19 protein-coding genes are annotated in these 26,233 nt (G+C 52.2%); 10 read left to right on the top strand and 9 right to left on the bottom strand.

What is annotated here, in order from left to right; all coding sequences use genetic code 11:
• Positions 1-8: 8 nt before the first annotated feature.
• Positions 9-1,487, top strand: coding sequence for a mannitol dehydrogenase family protein (locus PsW64_RS16205; protein ID WP_063304237.1), 1,479 nt, complete (start codon positions 9-11; stop codon positions 1,485-1,487).
• A 96-nt stretch (positions 1,488-1,583) separates the two neighbouring features.
• On the top strand, positions 1,584-2,999 hold the full coding sequence (gene uxaC / locus PsW64_RS16200; protein ID WP_063304236.1) for a glucuronate isomerase: 1,416 nt from the start codon (positions 1,584-1,586) through the stop codon (positions 2,997-2,999).
• 85 nt (positions 3,000-3,084) lie between these two features.
• On the opposite strand, the gene PsW64_RS16195 is transcribed toward uxaC, so the two are convergent.
• A complete protein-coding gene (locus tag PsW64_RS16195) occupies positions 3,085-4,911 on the bottom strand; it encodes an AMP-dependent synthetase/ligase (protein ID WP_063304235.1) in 1,827 nt (608 codons plus the stop codon).
• 372 nt (positions 4,912-5,283) lie between these two features.
• Between PsW64_RS16195 and PsW64_RS16190 the strand changes: the two genes are divergently transcribed.
• The 7 genes from PsW64_RS16190 to PsW64_RS16160 all read left to right on the top strand — a co-directional run bounded on the left by PsW64_RS16190 (position 5,284) and on the right by PsW64_RS16160 (position 13,647).
• Positions 5,284-6,468 (top strand): GAK system CofD-like protein, encoded by a 1,185-nt coding sequence (locus PsW64_RS16190; RefSeq protein ID WP_063304234.1) that lies wholly within the window; start codon positions 5,284-5,286, stop codon positions 6,466-6,468.
• A 304-nt stretch (positions 6,469-6,772) separates the two neighbouring features.
• Positions 6,773-8,173, top strand: a complete 1,401-nt coding sequence (locus PsW64_RS16185) for a YfcC family protein (protein ID WP_057464770.1) — start codon at positions 6,773-6,775, stop codon at positions 8,171-8,173.
• Between the two features lie 122 nt (positions 8,174-8,295).
• Positions 8,296-9,522, top strand: a complete 1,227-nt coding sequence (gene arcA, locus PsW64_RS16180; protein ID WP_063290799.1) for an arginine deiminase — start codon at positions 8,296-8,298, stop codon at positions 9,520-9,522.
• A 56-nt stretch (positions 9,523-9,578) separates the two neighbouring features.
• The gene (argF, locus tag PsW64_RS16175; RefSeq protein ID WP_063304233.1) at positions 9,579-10,583 is read left to right on the top strand and encodes an ornithine carbamoyltransferase; all 1,005 of its coding nucleotides are present in this window, start codon (positions 9,579-9,581) and stop codon (positions 10,581-10,583) included.
• Positions 10,583-11,515 carry a carbamate kinase gene (gene arcC, locus PsW64_RS16170; protein WP_063304232.1) on the top strand — a complete coding sequence of 311 codons (933 nt, stop codon included), beginning with the start codon at positions 10,583-10,585 and terminating at the stop codon, positions 11,513-11,515. The genes argF and arcC overlap by 1 nt, the downstream gene beginning before the upstream one ends.
• Positions 11,516-11,632: 117 nt before the next feature.
• Positions 11,633-13,117 (top strand): Na+/H+ antiporter NhaC, encoded by a 1,485-nt coding sequence (gene nhaC / locus PsW64_RS16165; RefSeq protein ID WP_063304267.1) that lies wholly within the window; start codon positions 11,633-11,635, stop codon positions 13,115-13,117.
• Positions 13,118-13,140: 23 nt separating this feature from the next.
• Positions 13,141-13,647: a GNAT family N-acetyltransferase gene (locus PsW64_RS16160; protein ID WP_063304231.1), complete on the top strand. Its 507-nt coding sequence runs from the start codon at positions 13,141-13,143 to the stop codon at positions 13,645-13,647.
• On the opposite strand, the gene PsW64_RS16155 is transcribed toward PsW64_RS16160, so the two are convergent.
• Positions 13,644-14,096, bottom strand: a complete 453-nt coding sequence (locus tag PsW64_RS16155) for an Lrp/AsnC family transcriptional regulator (RefSeq protein ID WP_057464775.1) — start codon at positions 14,094-14,096, stop codon at positions 13,644-13,646. The genes PsW64_RS16160 and PsW64_RS16155 overlap by 4 nt on opposite strands.
• A 147-nt stretch (positions 14,097-14,243) precedes the next feature.
• Between PsW64_RS16155 and putA the strand changes: the two genes are divergently transcribed.
• Positions 14,244-17,882 carry a bifunctional proline dehydrogenase/L-glutamate gamma-semialdehyde dehydrogenase PutA gene (putA, locus tag PsW64_RS16150; protein WP_063304230.1) on the top strand — a complete coding sequence of 1,213 codons (3,639 nt, stop codon included), beginning with the start codon at positions 14,244-14,246 and terminating at the stop codon, positions 17,880-17,882.
• A gap of 64 nt (positions 17,883-17,946) precedes the next feature.
• Here putA and PsW64_RS16145 read toward each other — a convergent pair whose 3' ends face one another.
• The 7 genes from PsW64_RS16145 to PsW64_RS16115 all read right to left on the bottom strand — a co-directional run bounded on the left by PsW64_RS16145 (position 17,947) and on the right by PsW64_RS16115 (position 26,005).
• The gene (locus PsW64_RS16145) at positions 17,947-19,740 is read right to left on the bottom strand and encodes an IlvD/Edd family dehydratase (protein ID WP_063304229.1); all 1,794 of its coding nucleotides are present in this window, start codon (positions 19,738-19,740) and stop codon (positions 17,947-17,949) included.
• Positions 19,737-21,737 (bottom strand): beta-galactosidase, encoded by a 2,001-nt coding sequence (locus tag PsW64_RS16140; protein ID WP_063304228.1) that lies wholly within the window; start codon positions 21,735-21,737, stop codon positions 19,737-19,739. Before PsW64_RS16140 ends, PsW64_RS16145 begins: the two co-directional genes overlap by 4 nt.
• Before the next feature lie 4 nt (positions 21,738-21,741).
• Complete coding sequence (locus PsW64_RS16135) at positions 21,742-22,614, bottom strand: SMP-30/gluconolactonase/LRE family protein (RefSeq protein WP_063304227.1); 873 nt, start codon at positions 22,612-22,614, stop codon at positions 21,742-21,744.
• The gene (locus tag PsW64_RS16130; protein ID WP_063304226.1) at positions 22,611-23,249 is read right to left on the bottom strand and encodes a 2-dehydro-3-deoxy-6-phosphogalactonate aldolase; all 639 of its coding nucleotides are present in this window, start codon (positions 23,247-23,249) and stop codon (positions 22,611-22,613) included. The genes PsW64_RS16135 and PsW64_RS16130 overlap by 4 nt, the downstream gene beginning before the upstream one ends.
• Positions 23,236-24,204 carry a 2-dehydro-3-deoxygalactonokinase gene (locus tag PsW64_RS16125; RefSeq protein ID WP_063304225.1) on the bottom strand — a complete coding sequence of 323 codons (969 nt, stop codon included), beginning with the start codon at positions 24,202-24,204 and terminating at the stop codon, positions 23,236-23,238. The genes PsW64_RS16130 and PsW64_RS16125 overlap by 14 nt, the downstream gene beginning before the upstream one ends.
• 129 nt (positions 24,205-24,333) lie before the next feature.
• Entirely contained in the window at positions 24,334-25,182 is an 849-nt protein-coding gene (locus PsW64_RS16120; RefSeq protein ID WP_063286916.1) for a carbohydrate ABC transporter permease, read from the bottom strand.
• 1 nt (position 25,183) lies between these two features.
• Entirely contained in the window at positions 25,184-26,005 is an 822-nt protein-coding gene (locus PsW64_RS16115; RefSeq protein WP_063286965.1) for a carbohydrate ABC transporter permease, read from the bottom strand.
• Between the last annotated feature and the right edge of the window lie 228 nt (positions 26,006-26,233).

The following is a 26,233-nucleotide window of genomic DNA, read 5'->3' as shown; positions in this document are numbered from 1 at the left end:
CACCTCCTATGACTTTTGAATTTCAGAAACTCGATCTCAATACGCTTCCAGGTGATGTGTCTGTCCCATCTTATGATCGTACATCATTAAAGCCGCGTATTGCTCATATTGGTTTTGGTGCCTTTGCCCGTGCTCACGTTGCAATGCATCTGCACGAAACACTTGCTGCCGGTGGCGGTGATTGGGGCTTGCGGGTGATTGAGTTGTTTGGAACGCCAGATCTGTTCGATAAACTTGCAGAGAATGGTCACCTCTACACGTTGGTTGAGACTGCTGATGAGGGCACCAATACCCGGCTCCTCGGTGCTGTTTGCGAGACACAGCACGTAGCACGCGATGGCGTATCAACACTGATCGACGGACTAGCCGAAGAGCAGCTGAAGGTCATTTCTCTCACCATTACCGAGAAAGGCTACTGCGTTACAAACGGGAAGCTGGATCTGGACAATCCAATGATCCAGCAGGATCTTAAAGCACCAGAGGCTCCCCAAACCGCTATCGGGTTGATCGTCGCCGGCCTTGCGAAACGTCGGGCGCTTGGCAACGGCCCTATCACGGTGATGTCTTGCGATAACTTACCTCATAATGGCGTGCTCTGCGGAGTTGCCGTTCGTGAGTTTGCGGCCAAGCAGAATGCAGAGTTAGCTGCATGGATCGAGGAAAATGTCTCTTTTCCATCCACCATGGTGGACCGCATCGTGCCTGCGCTGACTGACGAGTCCCGAGACCTCATCCGCAAGAGCCTTGGCGGACAAATTGATCTGAATGGCATCGTATGCGAGCCGTTCCGTCAGTGGGTGATTGAAGACAACTTCAAAGCTGGACGACCACAGTGGGAGCTTGCTGGCGCGCAACTTGTTACGGATGTTGAGCCGTTTGAAGAGATGAAGCTTCGCACTCTGAACGGCTCTCATTCCTTCCTTGCCTACCTTGGCTTCCTTGCTGGCAAGGAGACCATTGCGGATTGCGCTGCCGATCCTGTATTTTACGCAGAAGCACGCAAGCTGATGGTGGATGAACAGCTTCCTACATTGGATGTTCCGGGTGATGTGGATCTGGTGGCCTACGCTGACTCATTGCTCAAACGCTACTCCAACTCCAAGCTGAAACACCGTACCTGGCAGATTGCTGCTGATGGAACACAGAAGATGCCGCAGCGCTGGTTAAACTCTGTGAAGTTTCATCTGGCCAATGGCGGCGACTATCGTCATCTGGTGCTCGGTATTGGTGGCTGGATGAACTACATCCGCGCGGATCGCAATGGCGAAAGCTACGAAGTGGTTGATCCGATGAAAGAGAAGCTTGCCGAAATTGTCGCCAAAGACGGCGGCGCCGCAACAACCTATGTCGATACTCTGCTTGCCTTGGATTCTGTGTTCCCATCTGAACTTGTTGCTAACGATGAGTTCAAGAAAGCGGTTCACAAGGCCTACCAAGCAGTGGCAGAAAAAGGTGCCGCGCAGGCTGTCGCTGATTTGGCTGACTAGGTTTTATGGAAATCCTTGCTCGGCCACAGGCTGAGCAAACGCTCATACTCAGGGATTGGTCACAGGATCAATCCCCCTACCTTCAGGGCAAAAACGATGCAGCCATTTCTTGGACAAGACTTCCTCCTCGAGACAGAAGCAGCACAGCGGCTTTACCACGACTATGCAGCAGAAATGCCAATCGTGGACTACCACAACCACTTATGTCCGCGGACCATTGCTGAAGACCATCGCTTTGATGACATTGGCCGCGTCTGGCTTGAGGGCGATCACTACAAATGGCGTGCTATGCGGTGGGCCGGGATTGATGAAAGCCTGATCACCGGCAAGGACACCAGCTTCAAAGAGAAGTTCCTCGCCTACGCTTCTGTTATGCCGAAGTTTCTTGGGAACCCGCTGTACCATTGGACGCATCTGGAGATGTATCGCTACTTCGGGCTGGAAGGTGTGATCCTCTCAGAGAAGTCCGCTGAGACTGTCTGGGAAGTTTGTAACGGAAAGCTTACGACCAAACCATTTTCCGCTCGTGGCCTGTTGCAGATGCAGCACGTGAAGATGCTGGGAACGACTGATGACCCTTGCGATGACCTGCACTGGCATAAGATGATCGCGCAGGATCCAACCTCTACAATCGTTGTTCGGCCAACTTTTCGGCCTGACCCGGCCTTTAAGATCGATAAGCCGACGTTTCCTGATTACATCATGAAACTCAGCAGAACCGTTGGTTTCCATATCGACAAGTATGAGCGTTTGCTTGAGGCGCTATCCATACGACTGGATCACTTTGGACGACATGGTTGCCGTGCGGCGGACCATGGTCTGGACTCCATGCTGTTCTGCCCGGTTCCGTCCGGTACTGAGCTGAACCGTATCTTCAAAGAGGGACAAAGCGGAGCAACTCTAAGTCTTGATGATGTGACTGCATTTCAATCAGCTGTTCAGGTGTTCCTAGGAAAGGAATACGCAAAACGTGGCTGGGTGATGCAGATGCACATTGGTGCGACACGGAATAACCGCAGCCGCATGTTCAAAGCGCTGGGGCCAGATGTCGGCTGTGATGGCATTGATGATCGTGAGCTTGCTAATCCACTCAACCAGTTCCTCGACACTTTGGATCGTGAGAAAGCATTGCCCAGAACTGTGCTGTATTCTCTTGATCCAACCAAGAACGAAGTTGTCGTAACAACAGCTGGAAATTTCCAGGACGGTTCCTTCGGCGGCAAAATTCAAGCAGGAACAGGCTGGTGGCACAATGACCAGTTGGACGGCATGGAACGCCAGATGACACAACTTGCGCAGATGGGATTGCTTTCGCAGTTCCTCGGCATGTTGACAGACAGCAGATCGTTCCTATCTTTCCCTCGACACGAGTATTTCCGTCGCTTGCTTTGCAGGATCGTTGGGGAATGGATGGATAAGGGCCACATTCCGGGTGATTTTGAGCTTGCGGGAGGCATGATCAGGGACATTTGCTACAACAATGCAGCAAACTGGTTCCTTGATGAAAAGTAGGTAAGCTTTGGCCCCTGCTTTATCCCTTGGAAGCCCCTTGGACCATGCCTCTGGACCAAGGGGCTTCTGACATCAGGGACCTGCTTTAATCGTCGTGCTTGTAGATTGCTTCCAGAGCATCAGCATGGTTATTGAGTATTTTCGCGCGTCTGATCTTCAATGTTGGCGTCAGTTCACCCGTCTGGATCGAGAAGCCAGCCGGTAAAATCTCAAACTTGCGAATACGCTCAACCCGTGAATGACGTGCATTCACTTTTTTGATGCTGGCCTGAATTACACTCCGCAACTGATCTGATTTCAAAACATCTTCCGGCTCGATGTTGTTCTCAGTTGCAAATCGCTGTGCCATCGCACCATCAATGGTGATCAGAGCGCTTAAAAAATTCTGATTGTTGCCTGCAACAACTGCATATTCGACAAAAGGAATTTCCATAAGGTCTTGCTCAAGCAACGCAGGCGAGATGTTCTTACCTCCAGACGTGATGATAAGCTCTTTTTTACGGCCTGTGATAAAGAGATAGCCTTCCTTGTCGAAGTAGCCGATATCGCCGCTGTAGAGCCAACCATCGCGCAGAGATTCATCTGTTGCGGCAGGATCATGCGCATAACTAGAGAAGTTGGTGTCTGCCTTACAGAGGATCTCACCATCTGCGGCGATCTTGATCGTGACACCATCCATAGGCTTTCCGACAGAACCCAGACGGGTTGCTCCAATGATGTTGATGGTCGCACCACCACAGTTTTCTGACTGGCCATAGACTTCGCGGATGACGATATCCAGTCCTGTAAAGGCCTCCAGAACGCGTTTGGATACGGGCGCACCACCGCTCACGAACATGCGCATTTTGTCGAGGCCGATCTTGTGCTTGATCTTATCGAGTACGAGGCGGTTTGCGATCTTCTTTTTGGTGTTCAGCACCAAACCAGCAGACTTGCCGTTGATGCTTTCTTTGTACCAGTCCTTGCTCGTTTGAAGAGACCATTGAATAAGCTTGCCCTTGAAGCCTTTCTCTTTGCTGAGCTGCTTTTCGACTTTCTCATTGATCTTCTCAAAAATCCGCGGAACCCCAAAGGTTACAGTCGGCCTCACCTCTGGCAAGTGCTCCCCCAGACTGGTTACGGACTTGGCGTAGTAAACTGGGTAGCCAGTGTCACAGGCCTGAATAATGGTGCCACACTGCTCTGCGATATGAGCCATTGGCAGATAGGAAATATAGCGGTCAGCTGGTGTCGGCTTAAAGGCCAGATTCAGTGCATCCGATTCTGCACGGATTGCGCGATGGCTGATCTGCACGGCTTTTGGCAACCCTGTCGTCCCTGAGGTGTAAATCTGGAGCGCAATGTCTTCTGCTGCGATATCATTGAGGCGTTGGTCAAGTTCTGCATCCAGTCCCGGGCTGTTCTCCCCTAAGGACATAAAGCTGGCCCATGTATATTGATCTGGATTTTCTACGCGGCCATCCAAGCGAATGGTTTTACGCAGATGGCGCATGTTTTCCGCCTGCTCACCAATACCTTTAAGCTGGGCTTTGGTTTCAGCAAGCAGAATGCGGCCTTGAGAGTGGCGCAGAATGTAGTTGATCTCGGGTGCAGCTGCTGTCCAGTAAATGCCTGTTGGCACAGCCCCAATCATCATGGCAGCCACGTCCATGATGGTCCATTCAGGACGGTTGTAACTTAGAATGCAAACAGCATCACCAGGATTGACGCCCAGTGCGAGCAGTGCTTTTGCAGCGTTACGTACCTGCTCGCCATATTCGGTCCAGCTCGTTGCTTCCCATCCATCTTTCCCACGAACAAAGTATGCTGGTTTGTCGGCAAGGCGTTCGACAGATTCCATGAATGCTTGGGGAATGGACTTAAACGTGTTTTGAGCTTGTGCTTGAGCAACGGGCCGGGCCTGCGAACTCATGTTATTCTCTCTATTTTTATTATTTCCAGAGCTTTACATCCTCTGAATTTGTCGGTGTCAAATACAGATACCAAGAATACCCATCAAACCCACAAGAACTACAGGTATTTTCTCTTATTTTCATCTCTCTGGTTCATGAGCAACGAATATTCATTTTTGATTTGACAGAGTTTTTACTGAATTCCTGATATATCTAATTGGAAATTTACTTTAATGCTTCTTAGAGGCATTAAAGATTAATCATTATCGCTAGAGTTCTTTGGGGATGCTGCTTATTTAGTTGAGTGGTTTCTGCAATTTAGCGGTAAACCAGAGGAATAGATCTCCTATGGTAACAGGGATCGAAAATCACTCAGTCGGGCAAGTTCATTTATGCAGCAGTTCAGTGTTACGCGCGGTCTAAACCTACCAGATCCTGTTCGCATCAGTCGCTACAAGCGTCTGCCAGAACTTGGCCCTGCCCTCTTGTTCTTCAGCGGAGGAAGCGCGCTTAATCCAACAGCCCGCGCTTTGAAGCAGTACACTCACAACTCCATTCACCTGATGACACCGTTTGATAGCGGTGGAAGTTCTGCTGTTTTACGTCATGCCTTTGGTATGCCCGCAATTGGAGATCTGCGCTCACGCTTGATCGCACTGGCAGATGAAAGTGTTCTTGGGCAGTCCGAGATCTACCGTCTTTTCACACATCGGTTTCCAAAAACGGCTTCTCTTGAGGACTTGCACGGTGAACTGGTGGATTTGATGGAAGGGCATGATCAACTGATCGCACGAGTTCCCAATCCAATGCGCCGCCTGATCCGGCATCAGCTAGCATTTTTTCATGATGCGATGCCATCAGACTTCGATCTGAGAGGCGCCAGCATTGGAAATCTGATCCTTGCCGGGGGGTATCTGAACAACAATCAGAAGCTTGATCCGATTATCTTCCTGTTCTCAAAACTGGTGAACACACTCGGCACGGTTCTGGCGACTGTTGATGCACGTTTGCATCTGGCTGTTGAATTGGATTCTGGTGAAATCATTGTGGGCCAGCATAATATGACTGGCAAAGAAACCTCGCCCATTGCAAGCCGGATTCAACGGACCTATCTGACCCGTTCTTTGGCTGGAGGTGATCCGGTGGAGATTGAGGTCTCTCCTAAAAAGCAGCATCTTATCGAGACTGCGGACATGGTCTGCTATCCTCCAGGAAGCTTTCACAGCAGCCTGATTGCAAACCTTCTGCCAAAGGGCGTGGGCAAGTCTATTGCACGTAGCCCAAACCCGAAAGTGTATGTCCCCAACCTCGGCAATGATCCTGAGCAATTCGGGATGGGCCCGAATGAGACGGTGGATGCACTCCTGAAACATCTGCGCGCTGATGCGGGGGAAGATACGCCAACAGACAAGCTACTCAATTTTGTCGTCACAGATGAAAAACATGCTGCTGAATTTGATTGGGCTGAGCTGGAAGCACAGGGCATTTCCCTGATTGGTGCTGACTTGACAAGCACGCATTCGGTTCCTTATTACGACCCGGAAAAACTAGTTTGCATGTTATTGAGTTTTCTCTGAAGTCCTTTTCGTTCAGTTAACTCACTGTAATTTCGTGATTTATGTCTTTCGCATGCAACATCTGACAGAAGCAGATGATTTGCAATAGTTTGCCTTACGCTATCGTAGGTTGTTTGTTGCAACTTAGTTAGATCACCTCGAACATCATCTTCAACTTTACTTAAAAACTCCCCAACACTTCACAATATTTTATTTGCAATGACGCTTAATCAAGAAACACAAGACATGTTGACGCAAGTATACGCATAGATATTAGGTAGCAGGAGCATGTTTACATTCGACACATAACCAAGCGGAAAAGCAAATGTCGAAGTTCAAGTTTCCTACCGCGTTTACAATTCTATTTGCCCTCATCATTCTCGTTGCGATTGCAACCTGGTTCGTTCCTGCTGGTAAATATGATCGGGTGATCAACCCAATCCTCGACAAGGAAGTGCCGGTCCCCGGCACCTATCATCTGGTAGAGGCTAATCCTCAAGGCCCTGTTGAAGTCTTTATGGCTCCAATTGCAGGTCTTTATGACCCGATCTCCTACACGGCAAATGCAATCGATGTTGCGGTCTTTGTTCTTGTGATTGGTGGCTTCCTGATGGTTGTGACCCGAACAGGTGCAATTGATGCAGGGATCGCCAAGATTATGACGGGATTGAAGGGGCGAGAGAACTTGATGATCCCCATACTGATGGCCTTCTTTGCAGCCGGGGGCACGATCTATGGGATGGCGGAGGAAAGCCTTGCGTTTTACGCGCTCATCATTCCCGTGATGATCCGCGCTGGTTATGACTCTATGACGGGTGTTGCCGTTATTCTTTTGGGTGCAGGCATCGGAACGCTTGGCTCAACGATCAACCCGTTTGCAACCGTCATCGCCTCTAATGCAGCTGGTGTGCCTTTTACAGACGGCATCGGTCTTCGCTTCCTTATCTTGATTGTTGGTTGGCTAGTCTGTGTGGCTTGGGTCATGCGTTACGCTGCAAAGGTGAAGGCTGATCACACTTCTTCCCTTGTTTCCGAAATGAAGGATGAAAACGAAAAACACTTCCTGCAAGGTGTCTCAACGGACGACATTCCCGATTTCACGGCGAAGCACGGTTGGATCATGACGATCTTCGTCGTCACATTCGGCCTGTTGATCTACGGCGTTGCTGTTCTTGGCTGGTGGATGGGCGAAATGGCTGCCCTCTTCCTTGCTGCCTCTATTCTCGTGGGGATCGTTGCCCGACAAGGTGAACACGAGTTCGTCGACAACTTCCTGGATGGTGCACGTGATCTGCTTGGTGTCGCGCTGATCATCGGGGTTGCACGCGGTATCGTTGTGGTGATGGATGCTGGTTCAATTACCGATACGATCCTTTACTGGTCCGAGCAGGCCGTCAGTGGGCTGAGCAAAGTTGCCTTTATCAATGTGATGTTCTGGCTGGAACTGGTGCTGTCATTCTTCGTGCCCTCTTCCTCAGGCCTTGCTGTGTTGTCCATGCCGATTATGGCCCCGCTGGCAGGGTTCTCCAATGTAGGGGCAGAATATGTGGTCACAGCCTTCCAGTCCGCCAGTGGGCTGTTGAACCTGTTCAACCCTACCTTTGCCGTTGTGATGGGCGGGCTTGCGATTGGGCGGGTGCCTTATGACAAGTGGCTTCGGTTTGCCATCCCGCTCGTGATCATTCTGTTCGTTTTGATCTCACTCGCGCTGTCGCTCAGCGTTTAGAGGCGGTTTCTCCAATCTTCGCAGAGGCAAGCATGCCTCTGCGCCGCACAAATCAAACCTCTGAACCAAACATAGAGACGCTGATCTCTCACAAACAAGAATTCTGGAATGGAGTCTGCAACATGACTGAATTTGGTGTTCATTCGGAAGTTGGCAAACTGAAAGAAGTGATGGTTTGCCGTCCCGGGCTTGCGCATATGCGCCTTACGCCCGGCAACTGTCAGGAGTTGCTGTTTGATGATGTGATCTGGGTTCGAGAAGCACAAAAACACCACTATGATTTCTGCCTCAGAATGGAAGAGCGCGGTGTGAATGTGCTGGAGATGCATAATCTGCTGAAAGAGACGCTGGAGGATCAGGAAGCTCGTAAGTGGGTACTGGAACGGCGTATTACACACAATCGCGTTGGCTATGGCATGGCCGAGGACCTGCGGGCCTGGCTTTACGAGCAGCCCGAGAAGTTCCTCGCGGATCATCTGATTGGCGGCATTGCGCGGTGTGAGTTGGGGTTCAAACCAACAGGTGTGTTTGGCAGTTATTTGGACCCGAACGACTTTGTCATTCCGCCCTTACCGAATACCTTGTTCACCCGCGATACGACCTGCTGGATCTATAACGGCGTTACGCTTAATCCGATGTTCTGGCAGGCGCGCCAGAACGAGACGCTCCTCACCACTGCAATCTACAAATTCCACCCTCACTTCAAGGGCAAGGTCAATTTCTGGTGGGGTGATCCGGATGAAGACTTCCATGAATCTACTGTCGAAGGCGGCGACGTCATGCCAATCGGCAATGGGGTTGTTTTAATTGGGATGGGGGAACGCACCACACCTCAAGCTGTCGGCCAGGTGGCGCGTGCCCTCTTCCGCAATAAGGCGGCAACTCGGGTCATTGCCTGCCAGATGCCAAAGAGCCGTGCAGCGATGCACTTGGACACTGTTTTCACCCTTCTTGATCGCGACAAAGCAACGGCGTTCTCAGGCGTTTGCGATGAGATTATTTGCTTCTCGATCCGTCCTGGAGACAAACCGGAAAGCGTCGATTACAGGCAGGATGAGGGACATCTGTTCGATGTCATCGCCAATGCACTTGGTATGCAGAAGTTGCATGTGGTGACCACAGGCGGCAATGCTTATGATCAGGAACGCGAGCAATGGGATGATGGCAACAACGTTGTCTGCCTCGAACCTGGTGTCGTGGTTGGGTATCGCCGAAACACCTACACAAACTCAAAACTCCAACGAGCCGGTGTGGAAGTCATCGCCATTGACGGGTCTGAACTGGGTCGTGGTCGCGGTGGTGGACACTGCATGACCTGTCCAACAGTGCGTGACGCTGTGGAGTTCTAGTGTTTTCAAACTCCGTTGAACAATAAAAACATCCAAGAGATGGAGAGTAAGGAAAAATGGCTTTCAATCTGAAAGGTCGCAGTTACCTCAAGCTCAAAGACTTCAGCCAACGCGAAGTGCTTTACATGCTGGATCTGGCCCGTGATCTCAAGCGAGCCAAATACTCTGGAACAGAACGGCAGACACTTGTCGATAAGAACATCTGCCTGATCTTCGAAAAAACCTCTACCCGTACCCGTTGTGCCTTCGAGGTTGCCGCTCACGATCAGGGAGCACATGTCACCTACTTGGATCCATCCGGCTCTCAGATCGGCCACAAGGAATCCATGAAGGATACCGCACGTGTGCTGGGTCGGATGTTCGATGCCATTGAGTTTCGCGGTTCCGGGCAAAAGGCCGTTGAAACCCTCGCCGAGTACTCTGGCGTCCCGGTCTATAACGGTTTGACTGATGACTGGCATCCAACCCAGATGCTCGCTGACATGTTGACAATGACCGAACACAGCCCCAAGCCGTTGCATGAGATTTCGTTTGCCTATCTGGGCGATGCTCGCAACAACATGGGCAACTCTTTGCTGATGCTGGGCGCTCTATGTGGCTGTGATGTTCGCATTATCGGCCCGCAAGAGCTGCACCCTGAACCGCATGTGTTGAAAGCAGCCGAACTCAATGCAAAGCGGTATGGTGCGCGCATCACAATTACAGATGATGCCAAAGAAGGTACTGAGGGTGTTGACTTCATCCATACAGATGTCTGGGTCTCCATGGGTGAGCCGCCGGATGTCTGGGACAGCCGGATCAAGTTGCTACGTGACTATCAGGTCAACAAGGCCTTGATTGAAGGCACCGGCAACCCGAACACATTCTTCATGCATTGTCTGCCAGCCTTCCATAACCGGGAAACTAAGGTGGGCGAAGAGATCTTCCAGAAGTTCGGGATCTCCGAGATGGAAGTGACTGAAGATGTCTTTGAGTCAGATCGTAATCTGGCATTTGAGCAAGCTGAAAACCGGCTCCACACAATTAAAGCTATCATGGTTGCGACGATTGGAGGCCGATAATGCGTGTTGTCGTCGCTCTTGGCGGAAATGCCCTTCTCCGGCGTGGGGAGGCAATGACTGCCGAAAACCAACGAAAGAATGCGCGGATCGCCGCAGAAGCGCTGGCGCCACTTTATGATGATGGTCATGAGGTGGTCATCACGCACGGGAATGGCCCTCAGGTCGGCTTGCTGGCTCTGCAAGGTGCTGCTTACGAGCAGGTTGAGGCCTACCCTCTGGATGTGTTGGGTGCTGAAACAGTTGGCATGATTGGCTACATGATCGAGCAGGAACTTGGGAACCTCCTGCCCTTTGAAAAGCCATTTGCCACGATCCTCACGCAGGTTGAAGTCGATCCGAACGATCCGGCTTTCAAAGATCCAACAAAGCCCATCGGTCCGCTTTACTCCAAAGAAGAAGCGGAGAGACTTGCCGATGAGAAAGGCTGGTCCATTCGAGAAGATGGAGATAAGTGGCGGCGTGTTGTGCCAAGCCCATTACCCAAACACATCTTTGAGATCCGGCCTATCAAGTGGCTTCTGGACCATGATGTACTTGTCATCGCAGCAGGTGGAGGCGGCATTCCAACTATGTACAACGAAGAAAAGAAGCTCGTTGGTGTGGAATGTGTGATCGATAAAGACCGGTGTTCAGGCCTTCTTGCCAAAGAGATTGATGCTGACGTCTATATTATGGCGACAGATGCGGATGCCGTTTATCTGGATTGGGGTACACCGAGCCAACGCGCGATCAAATCGGCCTCTCCAGATGCACTGGATGCATACGGTTTTGCTGCAGGCTCTATGGGACCAAAGGTAGAAGCAGCACAAACTTTTGCACGGCAAACCGGCAAGAAATCCGTCATATGCACGCTCTCTGAAGTTCCTCAAGCAATTTTAGGAGAGAAAGGGACTTCGATTACCACAGCGGCTGGTGCCACCACGTTTTACTGAGATGGACGCCCCGAAGCTGAGTGAGCTTTGGGGCGTTCCTGTTTCAAATGCATTTGATTGTCCTTGGGCTTCATTTTGCCCATCAAAAACAACAGGAACACAAAGGACGAATTGCATATGGCCAAAGTGCCAGCCCCATATTCTCAAAAAATGTCGCTTGCCGGAGCGATCATTCCCGTTGCCTCGCTTGTCATTCTGCTTGCGCTTTCCTACTATCTGTTTGGAGACGAAGCCTCCTCAGGACCAAACCAGATTGCGCTCTTGTTTTGTGCTCTGATCGCCAGCTTTGTGGCTCTGTTCCATGGTTTTCACTTTGATGAACTGAAGGATGCTGTCGTTGATAGCGTGAGCACCGGACTTCATGCGATCTTCATTCTGTTTGCAGTGGGCTCGCTGATCGGCACATGGGCTATGTCCGGCACCATCATGGCGATGGTTTATTATGGATTACAACTCCTTAGCCCAAATTACTTCTACTTCACGACCGTCATCATTTGCGCTTTAGTTTCGGTCAGTATTGGTAGTTCGTGGACTGTTGCAGGGACCATTGGCATCGGATTGATGGGGATCTCAACAAAGATGGGTCTCGATCCCGCTATCACTGCTGGCGCAATCCTGTCGGGCGCCTATTTCGGAGATAAGTCCTCCCCACTTTCTGATGCAACTAATCTGGCAACTGCGGCGGCGGGATCTAATCTTTACACGCACATCAAAGAAAATCTCTGGACGTCCATACCTGCTCTCATCATTTCGCTAGCCCTCTTCTGGTGGCTTGGAGAACCCGGAGACTTTGTCGCACAAGGCACGTTGACCAGCATTGAGCAGCACTACGACATTACATTGCTCAATTTCCTTCCGCTCTTGCTGGTTTTGGGACTGGCAATTGTCCGCTACCCGCCGTTTACGACCATCTTTATTGGTGCGTTGGCGGGCGGTCTTTATGCAGTCATCATGGATCCAGACAAAGTGGTTGGCCTTGCTGCCTCTCCGGCGCTGCCCTACTCACTGGAGGTGATCAAAGGCGTCTGGATCGCCATGTCTAACGGTTATGTGAGCGTGACAGGAGACCCTTCTATTGATGCACTGCTGAGCCGTGGTGGCATGGGCAATATGCTGACGACCATCTGGTTGATCATGACAGCTTTGGCGTTTGGTGGTGTGGTTGAGAAAGCCGGTATTCTGGACCGGATTATCGGCCCGATCCTACACGCAGCCAAGACCACTGGTGCGCTGGTGTTGTCGCTGGTTTCAACCGCAATCGCGACTAACATTCTAGCGGCCGACCAGTACATTGCGATTGTTATTCCGGGCCGGATGTACCGCAAGTCTTTCCGTCAACGCCGATTGCGGCCTGAGGTTCTGTCCCGTGCGGTTGGGGATAGCGCAACAGTGACCTCCGCTCTCATTCCATGGAACAGCTGTGGCGCTTATATGGCGGCTACACTTGGTGTTCCAACACTGGCATTTGCTGGATTTGCCTTCTTCAACATCGTCAGCCCCCTCCTGACAATTCTGTTTGCTGTGATGGGATGGCGAATGTTGACGATGACAGATCACAAGCCTGAGCGTATTGTGCTGCCGGATGATGAGCAAGAAGCCTGATTAGTGAGAAATGCAGCACCGCCATGGAGAATTTTAGCTGGCACCAGATGCAAGAAGACGACCTGCAAGAGATCGACCAGATCATGCAGCAGACCTATCCGCATTTGCCGGAGGATATCGACTGTATTCGGGAACGTGTGCGACTGTTTCCTCATGGTTGTCAGGTGCTGCGACAAAACGATAGAGACGCCATCCTCGGCTACATCATCTCTCATCCATGGGAAAATCGCAGTATCCCGCCGCTTTCAAGCTTACTGGGCTCCCTGCCCTTTAAGGCCGAAGTCTATTACATTCACGACATAGCCCTGCTGCCGGAGGTACAAGGCATTGGCGCAGCCCGCGCTGTTCTTGAACAACTGAGTCAAGTTGCGCGCAGTCTGTACATCAACAAGTTTGCGCTGGTTGCTCTGGACACCGCCAATGAGTTCTGGCGGGCACGTGGCTTTCGAGCAGTGCACGAACAACTACTCAAGGATAAACTCCGGACGTATGGGGCGAACGCACACTACATGCAGCGTGGTGTCGACTAGAACGGCCTGTCTTTGACCTGCTCCATGCAAACGAATGTGGATGTCTGGGCAACGTAAGGCATCTCAGAGAGCTTCTCCCCGAGTACGCGACGATAACTCCCGATGTCTCTAGTTCGCACTTTCAGCAAATAGTCAAATCCGCTTGCAATCATGTGGCATTCTTCGATCTCTGGAATCTCCCGCGCAGCTGCGTTGAAAGCTTCCAAGGACCGTGAGCGCGTGTCATTGAGTTTGACCTGCACAAACGCGATGTGACCTGCCCCTAACTTGGTGTGATCTACTTCTGCCCGATAACCAAGAATGTATCCCGCATCCTCCAACTTCTTCATGCGAATTTGGCAGGGCGTTTTGGAAAGACCTACCTTTTTAGCAAGGTCAGTGACGGTGATACGCCCGCATTTTTGCAGTTCTTCCACTATCTTACGATCAAAATCGTCCAATTTCTCCATGATATGCCATTTTATTATTCATAACGACCATTTCGACTGAATATCAAAGTCGAATAGTCTTTACCATCAAAAAATACAGGAAACATCCCTATGGGTATTTTGCTAATGTCAGCTCAACAATAGGTATTTAACAGTAGGGAGCACGGCATGGGATCAGAGGCTACGCCGGAGATCATTCGCAACAAAATCAGAGATAACTACCTTCCTGACGAAAATCAGGTGGTTCAGGAGCTCATTTCATCCCTGCAAATGGATGAGCCTTCGCGTAAGCGGGCATCTGATAAAGCGGCAGATTTGATCTCAGATTTGCGGGCAAACACCTCTCCAACAATCATGGAGAGTTTTCTCGGCGAATACGGCCTCTCAACTCAGGAAGGCATTGCGTTGATGTGCCTTGCGGAAGCTTTGCTTCGCGTGCCTGATGCCCAGACAATTGATGCGTTGATTGCGGATAAGATTACTCCAAGTGCCTGGGGAGAGCACCTGGGTCAGTCTTCTTCCACACTGATCAACGCGTCCACATGGGCACTGCTGCTGACTGGTAAGGTTCTGGCGCAGGATGATCAGGGCCTCGTCGGCACCATTCGCGGTGTTGTGAAGCGCCTTGGTGAGCCTGTGGTTCGTACCGCTGTTGCGCAGGCGATGAAAGAATTGGGTCGCCAGTTCGTTCTTGGCCGTACCATCCGCGAAGCAATGCGCAATGCACGTGCGGAAGAAGGTAACGGCTTCACCTACTCCTACGACATGCTTGGCGAAGCTGCCCGGACCGAGGCTGATGCGAAGCACTATCATCTGTCCTACTCCAAAGCGATTACCGCGCTTTCCAGCAATTGCACGAAAGCAAGCATTCGCGAAAATCCAGGTATTTCAGTCAAGCTTTCTGCTCTGCACCCACGCTATGAGTTTGCCAAGCGCGAACGTGTCATGAAAGAGCTGGTGCCTCGCACCCTCTCCCTTATCATGCTGGCGAAGTCCTCCAATATGGGCTTCAACATCGACGCGGAAGAAGCGGATCGCCTCGACATTTCCCTTGATGTGATTGAAGCGTTGCTGGCGGATCCTGCAACTGAGGGCTGGGACGGTTTCGGTATTGTTGTACAGGCGTTTGGACCACGTGCAACTCACGTGATCGACTGGCTTTATGCAGTTGCTGAGAAGTATGATCGCAAGATCATGGTGCGTCTGGTGAAAGGTGCTTACTGGGACAGCGAAATCAAGCGTGCACAGACCCTCGGTATTGATGGATATCCGGTCTTCACCCGTAAGGTGTCCACTGACATCTCCTACACTGCTTGTGCTGAAAAACTGCTGGATATGACGGATCGCATCTATCCGCAGTTCGCAACTCACAATGCGCACAGTGTTGCAACCATTCTGGAACTGGGAAAAAATCTCCCGCTGAGCTCCTACGAGTTCCAACGTCTGCATGGCATGGGCGAAGCGCTTCACGAGCGCACCATGAAGAAACACGGCTCCAACTGCCGCATCTACGCTCCGGTTGGTGCACATAAAGATCTGCTGGCTTATTTGGTTCGCCGCCTGTTGGAAAATGGCGCGAACAGTTCCTTCGTTCACCAGATCCGCGATGAAAACGTGACTCCAGAGGCGATTGCACAGGATCCGCTGGCGCATATCGAGAAGTATGGCGAGCATATTGCCAACTCCAAGATCCCTCTCCCACCAGCGCTTTACGGTGCGGGACGTAAAAACGCAAAGGGCTGGGATCTGAGTGATACACGCCAGGAAGCTGAGTATGTTGAGAACCTGAAATCCTTCTCAGCAACCAAGTGGAACGGCCATCCTGTCATTGCAGCTTCCGTCAAGAACGCTGAAGCGGTGAGCGTGAAAAACCCTGCGGATCTGCGGGATGTTGTTGGCAGCGTAGCGACCGCGACGCCTGAGCAGATTGAAGCGGCTTTGACTACCGCACATAACGGCTGCGCTGAGTGGGCAGACAAAAGTGCTGAAGACCGTGCTGTCATCCTGCGCAAAGCGGCAGACCTGTTTGAAGAGAATGCTCCTGAAATCTTTGCTCTGCTCACCCGTGAAGCTGGCAAGACCTACATGGATGCCATCAACGAACTGCGTGAAGCGGTTGACTTTGCACGCTACTACGCGAACGAAGCGATCCGTCTTGATGAGCGTGATGGTAAAGGCGGCCTTCGTGGTCCAATTACCTGTATCTCTCCCTGGAACTTCCCGCTTGCGATTTTCTCAGGACAGATATTTGCAGCTCTGGCAGCTGGCAACCCAGTGCTTGCCAAGCCTGCGCCACAGACACCACTGATCGCAACGTTTGCTGTTGGCCTGATGCACAAGGCTGGCATTCCTGTTGAGACTCTGCAGTTGCTGCCAGGTGCTGGTGAAGTTGGTGCTGCGTTGACATCTGACAGCCGTGTGGCTGGTGTTTGCTTTACCGGATCTACCGGAACTGCGCAGCACATCAACCGTGCTATGGCAAAAGCGCTTGCTCCATCTGCACCGCTGATCGCGGAAACAGGTGGGCTTAACGCTATGATCGTGGATTCCACGGCTCTGCCTGAGCAGGCTGTTCGTGATGTGATTGCTTCCAGTTTCCAAAGTGCGGGTCAGCGTTGTTCTGCACTGCGCATGCTTTATGTTCAGGAAGATATCTTTGAAGATTTCAAAGCGATGCTTCTAGGTGCCATGAGTGAGTTGGAACTGGGTGATCCATCAGCCCTGTCAACGGATGTTGGTCCGGTGATTGATGCATCTGCGCAGAAGAAGATTGCTGCACATTGTGAGAAGTGGGCTGAAAAAGGTCGCGTTATCAAACAGATGAAGGCACCAACCAAAGGTCACTTCATTGCTCCGACACTGATCAAACTGGACGGTATCGAAGAGCTGGACGAAGAAATTTTTGGTCCTGTTCTGCACATTGCAACCTTCAAGGCAGAAGAGATCGACCAGACGATTGACGCGATCAATACAAAAGAGTTCGGTCTGACATTTGGTCTGCATACCCGTGTAGATAGCCGTGTTCAGCACATTGTAGAGCGCGTGAAGGTGGGCAACCTTTATGTGAACCGAAACCAGATTGGCGCGATAGTTGGATCCCAGCCATTTGGTGGCGAAGGCCTGTCTGGTACTGGCCCGAAAGCAGGTGGTCCTCACTATGTGGCCCGTTTCCGTCTTGCAGACACGTCAGCGGCGACCAGTGTGGAGCTGAGCAAAACCGTCTCCGCCGAGGATATCTTCAAAGCGCGAGGGGCATTACGCACCAGCACTTGGGAAGGTAATTTCGGTCGCTTCACCGAACTTGCAACCCTGTTTGAGAAGGAAACAGGTCTGCTGAACCGTGTTGCGGCTGATCACGCACACAACATGCCTGGACCAACCGGTGAATCCAACCGCCTTTATGCTGCGCCACGTGGCACCGTGCTTTGCCTTGGCCCGGATACAGAAAGCCTGAAGCATCAGGTGGTTCTGGCTTTGGCAGCTGGCAACGGCGTCATTGCAGTTGGGCAAGCCGCTGAGAAGCTTGCTGTGAAGTTGCGTGCCCTTTCCGCTCCAATCGTCGCATTGGAAGGCAATCTGGCCGTTGGTGCGCTGAAAGAGCTTCAAGGTGTTGATGCCATTGCAGCGAACCACGCTGAGCAAGAGCTGAAGGAAATGAAGGCTGAACTTGCCGAACGCGAAGGTGCTTTGATGCAGCTGATTATGGAGCGTAACCAGCCTGAGCGTTATCAGCTGGAACGTCACCTCTGCATTGACACAACAGCGTCTGGTGGCAACGCGAGCCTGCTGGCTGCGACAGAAGACTAAGCTGTTCTTAAACAACAAAAAAGCCGCCTCAAACTGAGGCGGCTTTTTTCGTTTTGAACCACAATCAATGACTATGACGCGGTAGACCTTTTTGCGCGATACGCTGGTATTTGACGGCTGGCTTCAGCACCATGCCTTCATCAAACTGATCTACGATACCGCGCTGGATTTCCTGCCACGGCGTTTGATGCTCAGGGAATTCATAGCCACCGCTTTCCGCCAACTCCTGCTTTCGCTTCGCCAGCTCCTCCTCAGAGATCAGCACATTCGCTTCCCCCTTGTTCAGATCAAGGCGAACGATATCTCCGTTACGCAACAGAGCTAAGCCACCCATGACGGCGGCTTCCGGGGATGCGTTGAGGATAGAGGGAGAGCCGGAGGTGCCTGACTGGCGCCCATCACCGATACATGGCAGTGCATCAATACCTTGCTTCAAGAGCTCATCCGGCGGCTGCATGTTAACAACCTCAGCACCGCCCGGATAGCCGATCGGGCCAGTTCCGCGAATGACGAGGATTGTGTTGGCGTCAATGCCAAGAGCCTCGTTGTTGATGTTGTGGTGGTACTCTTCAGGACCATCAAACACCACAACTTTGCCTTCAAAAGCGTCCAAGTCATCTGGATTAGACAGATAACGCTCTCTGAAATCCTTTGAAATCACAGAGGTTTTCATGATTGCGGATTTGAAGAGGTTGCCTTTGAGGTTGAGGAACCCGGCGTCTTTCATCATCGGCTTATCATAGGGATAGATCACGTCGTAGTCGGCGACTGTGCTCTCTCTATAGATTTCACCTGTGGTCTTTCCTGAAACAGTGACAGCATCTTTATGGATGTGGTCGTGTTTCATCAGCTCTGAGAAGATGCCCGGTATACCGCCTGCACGATGGAACTCTTCTGAAAGGTAAGCTCCAGCCGGTTGAACGTTGGCAAGCAGTGGGATTTTATGGCCTAGGTTCTGCCAATCATCGTTGTGCAGCTCAACGCCGATATGTCGTGCAATAGCGTTGATATGTATTGGCGCATTGGTTGAACCGCCGATGGCCGAGTTCACTGCAATTGCGTTTTCAAACGCCTTGCGTGTGAGGACATCTGACGGCTTTTGATCGTCATGCACCATCTGCACGATCCGCTTACCGGTCTCATAGGAGATCTGACCGCGTTCGCGATATGGTGCGGGGATAGATGCGCAACCGGGCAGACTCATGCCCAGAGCTTCCGCCAGCGAATTCATGGTAGACGCCGTACCCATGGTGTTGCAGTAACCAACGGATGGCGCAGAATCTGCGGCCATTTCCATGAACTCTTTGTAGTCGATCTCTCCGGTGGCCAACATCTTGCGGGCTTTCCAGATAACCGTGCCGGAGCCAACACGCTCCCCCTTGTGATAGCCATTGAGCATAGGCCCAACAGTCAGGCAGATGGCGGGAATGTTGACAGTTGCGGCGGCCATGAGCAGCGCTGGCGTGGTCTTGTCACAGCCGATGGTCAGAACAACACCATCGAGCGGATAACCGTAGAGCGTTTCGACAAGCCCAAGATAAGCAAGGTTGCGATCAAGCGCTGCAGTCGGGCGTTTGCCGGTTTCCTGAATAGGATGAACAGGAAACTCGAAGCAGATGCCACCCATTTCGCGGATGCCTTCTCGCACGCGCTCTGCCAGCACCAGATGGTGACGGTTGCACGGGGATAGGTCGGACCCCGTCTGGGCAATACCGATAATCGGTCGGCCTGACTGAAGCTCTTCACGCGTAATGCCGTAATTCAGGTAGCGCTCCAGGTATAGTGCGGTCATGCCCGGATCGTCTGGCGAGTCAAACCACTCTTGTGAGCGGAGTTTTGTTTTTGGAGCTTCAGTCATAGCTCTTCAGTTCCTTCCCGAACCAGAGCAACCCCTGCTGGAGGCAGCTCCAATCCATCCAATTCCGCTGCATCAGCAAGACGCAGCGCTTTCAAATTCATCTTATTTTTCGAATAGTTATAGTAGAAAGTGCCGACAGATGTTTTGCTTCTTCTCAATCCGCTCGGCAATTCCACCTTATCAATTTTTGCAGGCTTGAAGACCTCGTCCAAAATGGCGCCCATGAGTGTTGGGTCGGCCCAGGCGGAGACGTAGTAGATGTTGTTTTCGCCCATGAAGATCGGTTGGCCGCTCTCGTCTTCGAACAGGATTGGCAGGCTGGTGGCGACCTCTTCTTGCCAGACGTAGGCTTTGCCGCGTTCCTGATCCGCAAGGTCGGAGACTGGTGTCGCAAACTTTATCGGGCTGGTACTGACGCGCAGAACCTCAACGCCTTCAAAGGGTTCAGGAAGATGTAAGGTCTTTTGAGAGATCTGGTAGTTCTTGTCTTTTTGCGCAAGACGAGGACCACCGAGGACGACACCACCGAACTCGATGTAGGCTTTGAGGTTTTCTGAGAGTTCCTCGTTCATTGCATAAAGGGCGGGGACAATGACCAGCTTGTAGGGGGATAAGTCCTGGGAGGCTGGTCTGATGACTTCTACATCGACGCCCTTTTGTCTCAGCGCACGGTAGTAGGAGAGGACAAGACGGAAGTAGCTAAAGTCTTGACCCTGCTGCTGAGTTTCGTGTGCCCAGTGACTTTCGTAGTCAACAATGAGTGCAACAGGAGCTTCTGACGGGGTGAAGGCGCCCAGCTCCTCAATTTCGCGGGCAACCTGAGCGGCTTCGACATACGCCTGCGCAGGCTTATTATCTGTCTGCTTGAGCCCTGCATGCATTTGCTCCTGTGCAAACGGAGCCTGTCGCCAGCGGAAATAGCTTGTGGTTTCAGCACCATGGGCGAAAGCTTCCCAGCTCCACAGACGCACCATTCCTTTCAGTGGGATCGGGTTATACGGCGCCCAATTCACGGGGCCGGGTTGCAGCTCCATGATCCAGAGGCGGCCATGACCCGCTTGTCTGTAAAGGTCGTGGTGGAAGGCCTGATAATCGGGATCGCCTTGCTGGAAATAGTCTTCCCAGTAGCCATCCGGTGTGCCCAGCGAGTTCTCCATCTGATATTGGCTATGGAACCCAAGGGGATAGCAATCCCAGCTGGAGATATCGAGCTGGTCTCCGACCTTGTAGTGGTCGAAGGAAAACGTGTTACCCATGAAGTTATGGAGGATTGCGCGACCCGGAGAGAGCTTGCGCAGGATATCGACTTGCTCACCATTGAATTCAGCAACTTGATCTGATGAAAACCGTTTGAAATCAAGCCTATGAGACGGGTTACTCTCTGTCACCGTCAGGTTTGGCAGATCGACCTGCTCAAAGCTGTTGTATTCCATTGACCAGAACACATTGCCCCAAGCCTCGTTTAAGGCTTTGATATTGCCGTACTTTTGCGCCAGCCAGAGTTGGAAGGCCTTGTGGGAGGAGCCAGACCAAGAGCGGACAGTCTCATGACAGCCGTACTCATTATCGGTTTGCCAAGCTGCGACGGAGGGGTGATTACCGTATCGTTCAGCGAGGATTTCTGTGATCCGGCGGGATTCCCAGCGGTAACCTTCGTGGGAGAAGCAGTAGTGGCGGCGGCTACCGAATTTTCGGGGGTGGCCGTTCTCGTCAACTGCGAGCATGTCCGGGTGTTTATCCACCATCCAGCGCGGCGGGGTGGCGGTTGGGGTGCACATCACGATCTGGAGCCCCGCACTTGCGAGAGTCTCAATTGCGCTGTCCAGCCAATCCCATGAGAAACGCCCAGGTTCAGGCTCAATGCGCGACCAGGCGAACTCAGCGATGCGCACATAGGTAATGCCCAGCTCGGCCATTTCTTTGGCGTCTTGCTGCCATAAGTCCTCTGACCAATGTTCTGGGTAGTAACAGATACCTAAGTGTTTCTTATCGCTCATGAGATCACATTTGTAGTTCAGGGTCCGGCAGACCTGGAGTATCAATAGGGACTGCAAAAACCGATCCAGCGAGAGGCTCTTTCGCCAATTGCTCCTCACTCAGGTTTTCGCGAGCCGTGGTAATGAACAGCGTTTTGTAGTCGGCCCCACCAAACGCAGGACAAGATGCCTGACTTGCGTCAATCTCAATAATGCGATCCACCATTCCATCAGGTTTATAGCGAACGACTCTGTATCCGCCCCATTGAGCGTTCCAGAGATATCCCTCAGCATCAACCACGGAACCGTCGGGGCCAAATCCTGTCCCGGAGATATCAGCAAATATCTCCGCGGGCCCTTCTGGCAGGCCAGTTTGCGCATTTAGTGACCATTTGATGATCTGAGATGTCACCGTGTCTGAAAAGTACGCAGTGTCCCCATCTGGCGAGAAACAAAGGGAATTCGGGATTGTGATGTCGCTGGCAACCTTCGCTAATTCCCCCTTGAAAAAGCGATAAAGGCTGCCTGCGCCTTTTTCTGCTTTGTGGCCCATGGAGGAAATCCAGAACCCGCCGGTACGGTCGGTGCGGGCGTCGTTGGAGCGGGTGACGGGGTTTTGGTCCTCGACAGGGAGGATAAGGTTGCGGGTGTGCGTTCCCGGGGACCAGCGATACAGACCTGTTGCAGAGGATAGCATGAAGTCGTCGCTGCTTGGGATCTGCGCAAAGGCGGAGACCGGCTCATCGAACTTCCATGTTTCGAGGTCACCGGTTATGCCCTTTTTCAGCACCAGATGGTTGTTGATGTCCACCCAAAACAGCGCGTCATGGCGGGCGCTCCAAAGAGGGCCCTCCCCTAAGCTGCATTCTGTTTTGGCGAAAACATAGGGCTCGCTCATGCGCTCTCTCCGAGTTTGAGCGCATCGTATGCTGCAACCATTTCTTTTGCGTTTTCAGAAACCTGCGTCGCCGTAAAGCCCGGCTTGTACAGGTTGCTTGCCATGCCGAAGCCCTGACAGCCAGCTTCCACATACTGCGCAAATTCCGCAGGGCCGACACCGCCAACGGCGTAGACCAGAGTTTCTTTTGGCAGGACTGCACGTACTGCCTGAATGCCTTTTACTCCCACCTGAAAGGCCGGGAAGATCTTGAGTGCATCAGCCCCTGCCTTCAGCGCTGCAAAGCATTCCGTCGGGGTGAGAACGCCTGGATAAGATGCCATGCCTTCTGCTTTGGTGGTGCGGATAACGTCTTCATCGTAGTTGGGAGAAACGATGAAGGTTCCGCCTGCTGCGCGGACCTGTTTGACTTGCTCTGCGGTGAGAACTGTCCCCGCGCCGATGGCGGATAACTTGCCGAACTTGTTTTGTGCCATGGTGATAGACTTGAGGGCCTCTGGCGAATTGAGTGGCACCTCGATCTGTGAAAAGCCTGCTTCTATAAGCACTTCCACAATATCTAGAATTTCGGTTGGCTTTACTCCACGGAGGATAGCCATGAGGTTGCGCTCTGGTGTTTGTTTAACTGTTGTCATTGAGTGCCCCTTGTCTGACGGCGGATAGTCCAGTGAGTGCGGCTTTGTCTGCATCATGCACGATCGACGTTAAGCCGAGATGTTGCAGGGCGAGCGCGTAATTTTGAGCGAGTTTGCTGCCACCGACGAGGTGGACTTGCTTGGGTGGGTTGTCCCCGCACTTTGCAAGCATGTCGAGAAGCTCTGTTCCGATAACAAGTGCAGAGAGTTTGGAAGCGCCAGCCTGTGTGCTGGTGTTGTTGAGCAGCTGTCCGGCACGCAGGCCAAACAGGTTGCCAAGCAGTGTAGCTTCCTGATTTTTCAGCTGATCCAGCGTGGTGAGGAAAACATCCTTGTCCAGCTCTGCCTCTGTGTCCAGTGAATGGCGCAGGATAGATTGTTTGGCGATCAGCGCGAATAACTCACCACTCAGAAAGGTAGAGGTGCGCGTCACTGTCCCCTCTTCCATCTCCACCCATTTGCTGTGGGTGCCAGGCAGGCAGAAGACGCCGGATTTGTTGGATAACTCATCCAGAATACCGAGTAGGAGTGTCTCTTCACCGCGCATAACATCCGGCTGCTGCTCTGATTTTTGGCAGAGACCGGGCACTATGAACGGTTGGATGCGGGCATTACTTGTTTTGGGTGCAACCAGATGCTGGTGCAGTTCTGTCAGTTTGGTTGGCACAGGCACATATTCCGCCTCTTGCCAGCCCTGACGGCTGCCAGCCATGCCGCAAATGAACACTTGCGTTGGTTTTGCGTTGCTATGTAACCAGTCTCCGATCAGACCCAGCAAAACTCCTTCAAATTCAGAAGGTTGCAATGTCCCCGCACCTTGCGTTGATTTTGCGTTGTTTTGCGTTACACCGTTTTCGTCAATCAGCCATGCACGAAGACTGGAGGTCCCCCAGTCCACGGCGACCCAGCTGCTTGCAGTTGTGATCTGACGGAGGTCGTTATCTGGCGATGCCATATGGTTCACTTATGCCCCCTGTTCCCTTTTATGTTTATTATTAGCTTCAGGCACATTTTCAGGCGCCTTTGGCATTGATGGATTTTGAGAAGCAGGATTGCTTGGGGCATTCCTGCTTCCGGTATTCTGTCAGCCCTTGGTCGCCCCCAGCGTTAGCCCTGCAATGAAGTGCTTTTGCATGAGGAAGAACATGATGACCGGCGGCATGGCTGCAACGACGGACCCGGCTGATACCAGATGCCATTGAGCAACCCACTGACCGTTGAGCGAGATGATGCCACCTGTGACCGGCATGGCGTGCGTGCCCTGCACCAGAACGGTGGCCCAGAAGAAGTCATTCCAGATGAAGGTGAAGATGAGCACCGACAAAGCTGCAATGGCAGGCCGCATGAGTGGTAGCACAACGAACCAGAAGATACGCAGTTCCGAGACGCCTTCCACGCGGGCGGCTTCGATCAGTTCGCTTGGCAGTGCCTTGATGAAGTTGCGCATGAAGAGCGTGCAGAAGCCCGTCTGGAAGGCCACATGGAAGAGCACCAGACCTGTCACCGTGTCGTAAAGGCCCATCTTGAGCGTGAGGTCACGAACCGGCACCATGAGGATCTGGAAGGGTACGAAGTTGCCAGCCACGAACATGAAGAACAGCCAGAGATTGGTTTTGAACTTGTAGGTCGCCAGCGCGTATCCGGTCAGGCACGACAAAGCTATGGCACCAATCACGGTTGGAATAGTGACCTTGAACGAGTTCATGATGAACAGGCCCATGGGCGTGTTTTGGAAAACGGTCAGGTAGTTGCCTAGCTCAAACGAGGATGGCACACCGAAGTAGTTGCCCATGGCAAGGTCTGAGCCTGGGCGGATGGAGGTGACCATGACGCCGATCAGCGGTAAGAGCCAGACCACTAAGGAGATTGGCAGGGCCACCTTGTAGGCGACACGGGTTGGTGCGGATGCATTTGCAACGGGAGTTGGAAACATCTTAGTAGCCCTCCCTCTCATCTTTGAGCATGCGCACAATGAAGAGCGTGATGAACACCATCATGATGGCGAAGAGCACAACCGCGATGGAGGCGCCGTAGCCCATGCGGAAGCCATATTCGGACAGCGCTTGCTCGTACATGTAATAGGAGAGCACACGACTGGACCCGTAGGGGCCACCGCTGGTCATGATGGAGACCAAATCAAACGAGCGCAGCGCGCCGATGATTGTGACGACAACCGCGATGAAGGTGGCTGGACGCAGCTGCGGGATGATGACGTACCAAAGCATCTTCCAGCCTTTTGCCCCATCCAGCCGCGCCGCTTCAATCTGGTCTGGCGAGACGTTGTTGAGGCCCGTCAGGTACAGTATCATGCAATATGCGATCTGCGGCCAAAGGCCAGCAACAATGATGCCATAGGTGACAAAGCGCTCATCAGCAAGGATGGCAATGCCTTCCACGCCCATAAACTCCAGCAGCTTGGTGAACAAACCGAAGTTGGGGGCATAAAACCACGAGAAGATGAGGCCGACAACAATCTGACTGATGACAAACGGGAAGAAAAACAGAGACTTATAGATACGGATGCCCGTCACAGTCTGATTGAGGAAAATCGCAATCAGCAGTCCGGCAGGCACCGCCAGCATGTACAGCACGAGCCACAACACGTTGTTGTACAGCGCGGTGTAAAACGCCTCGTCATCTATAAGCTCAATATAGTTTGCAATGCCGATGAAGGTTTTGACGCCGATGCCATCCCACTCATACAAGCTGATCCAGAGTGACTGGCCGATTGGCGCGATCACATAGACCAGAAACATCACAACACCCGGCGCTAAAAACAGCCAGGGTGCAAGTTTGCGCTGGTTGGCAATCCACTTTGCCGATCTGGTTTTGCTGGCGCCTGATGTGGCAGGTCCTCCAGAAAACTTTGGTGAGTTTCCGGAAGATACAGGAGCCAAGGCCTGCTCGCTCATCTATGTCCTCCTGCAGAAGATCATGCTTCTGCGCTGTTTATTCCTAGAGCATAGGGCGGCGAAATCTTCCGC

Source organism: Pseudovibrio sp. W64 (assembly GCF_001623145.1).
Classification (GTDB): Bacteria; Pseudomonadota; Alphaproteobacteria; order Rhizobiales; family Stappiaceae; genus Pseudovibrio.
Note: the sequence above shows the minus strand (reverse complement) of the source record. Positions and strands in the feature narration are given on the sequence as shown.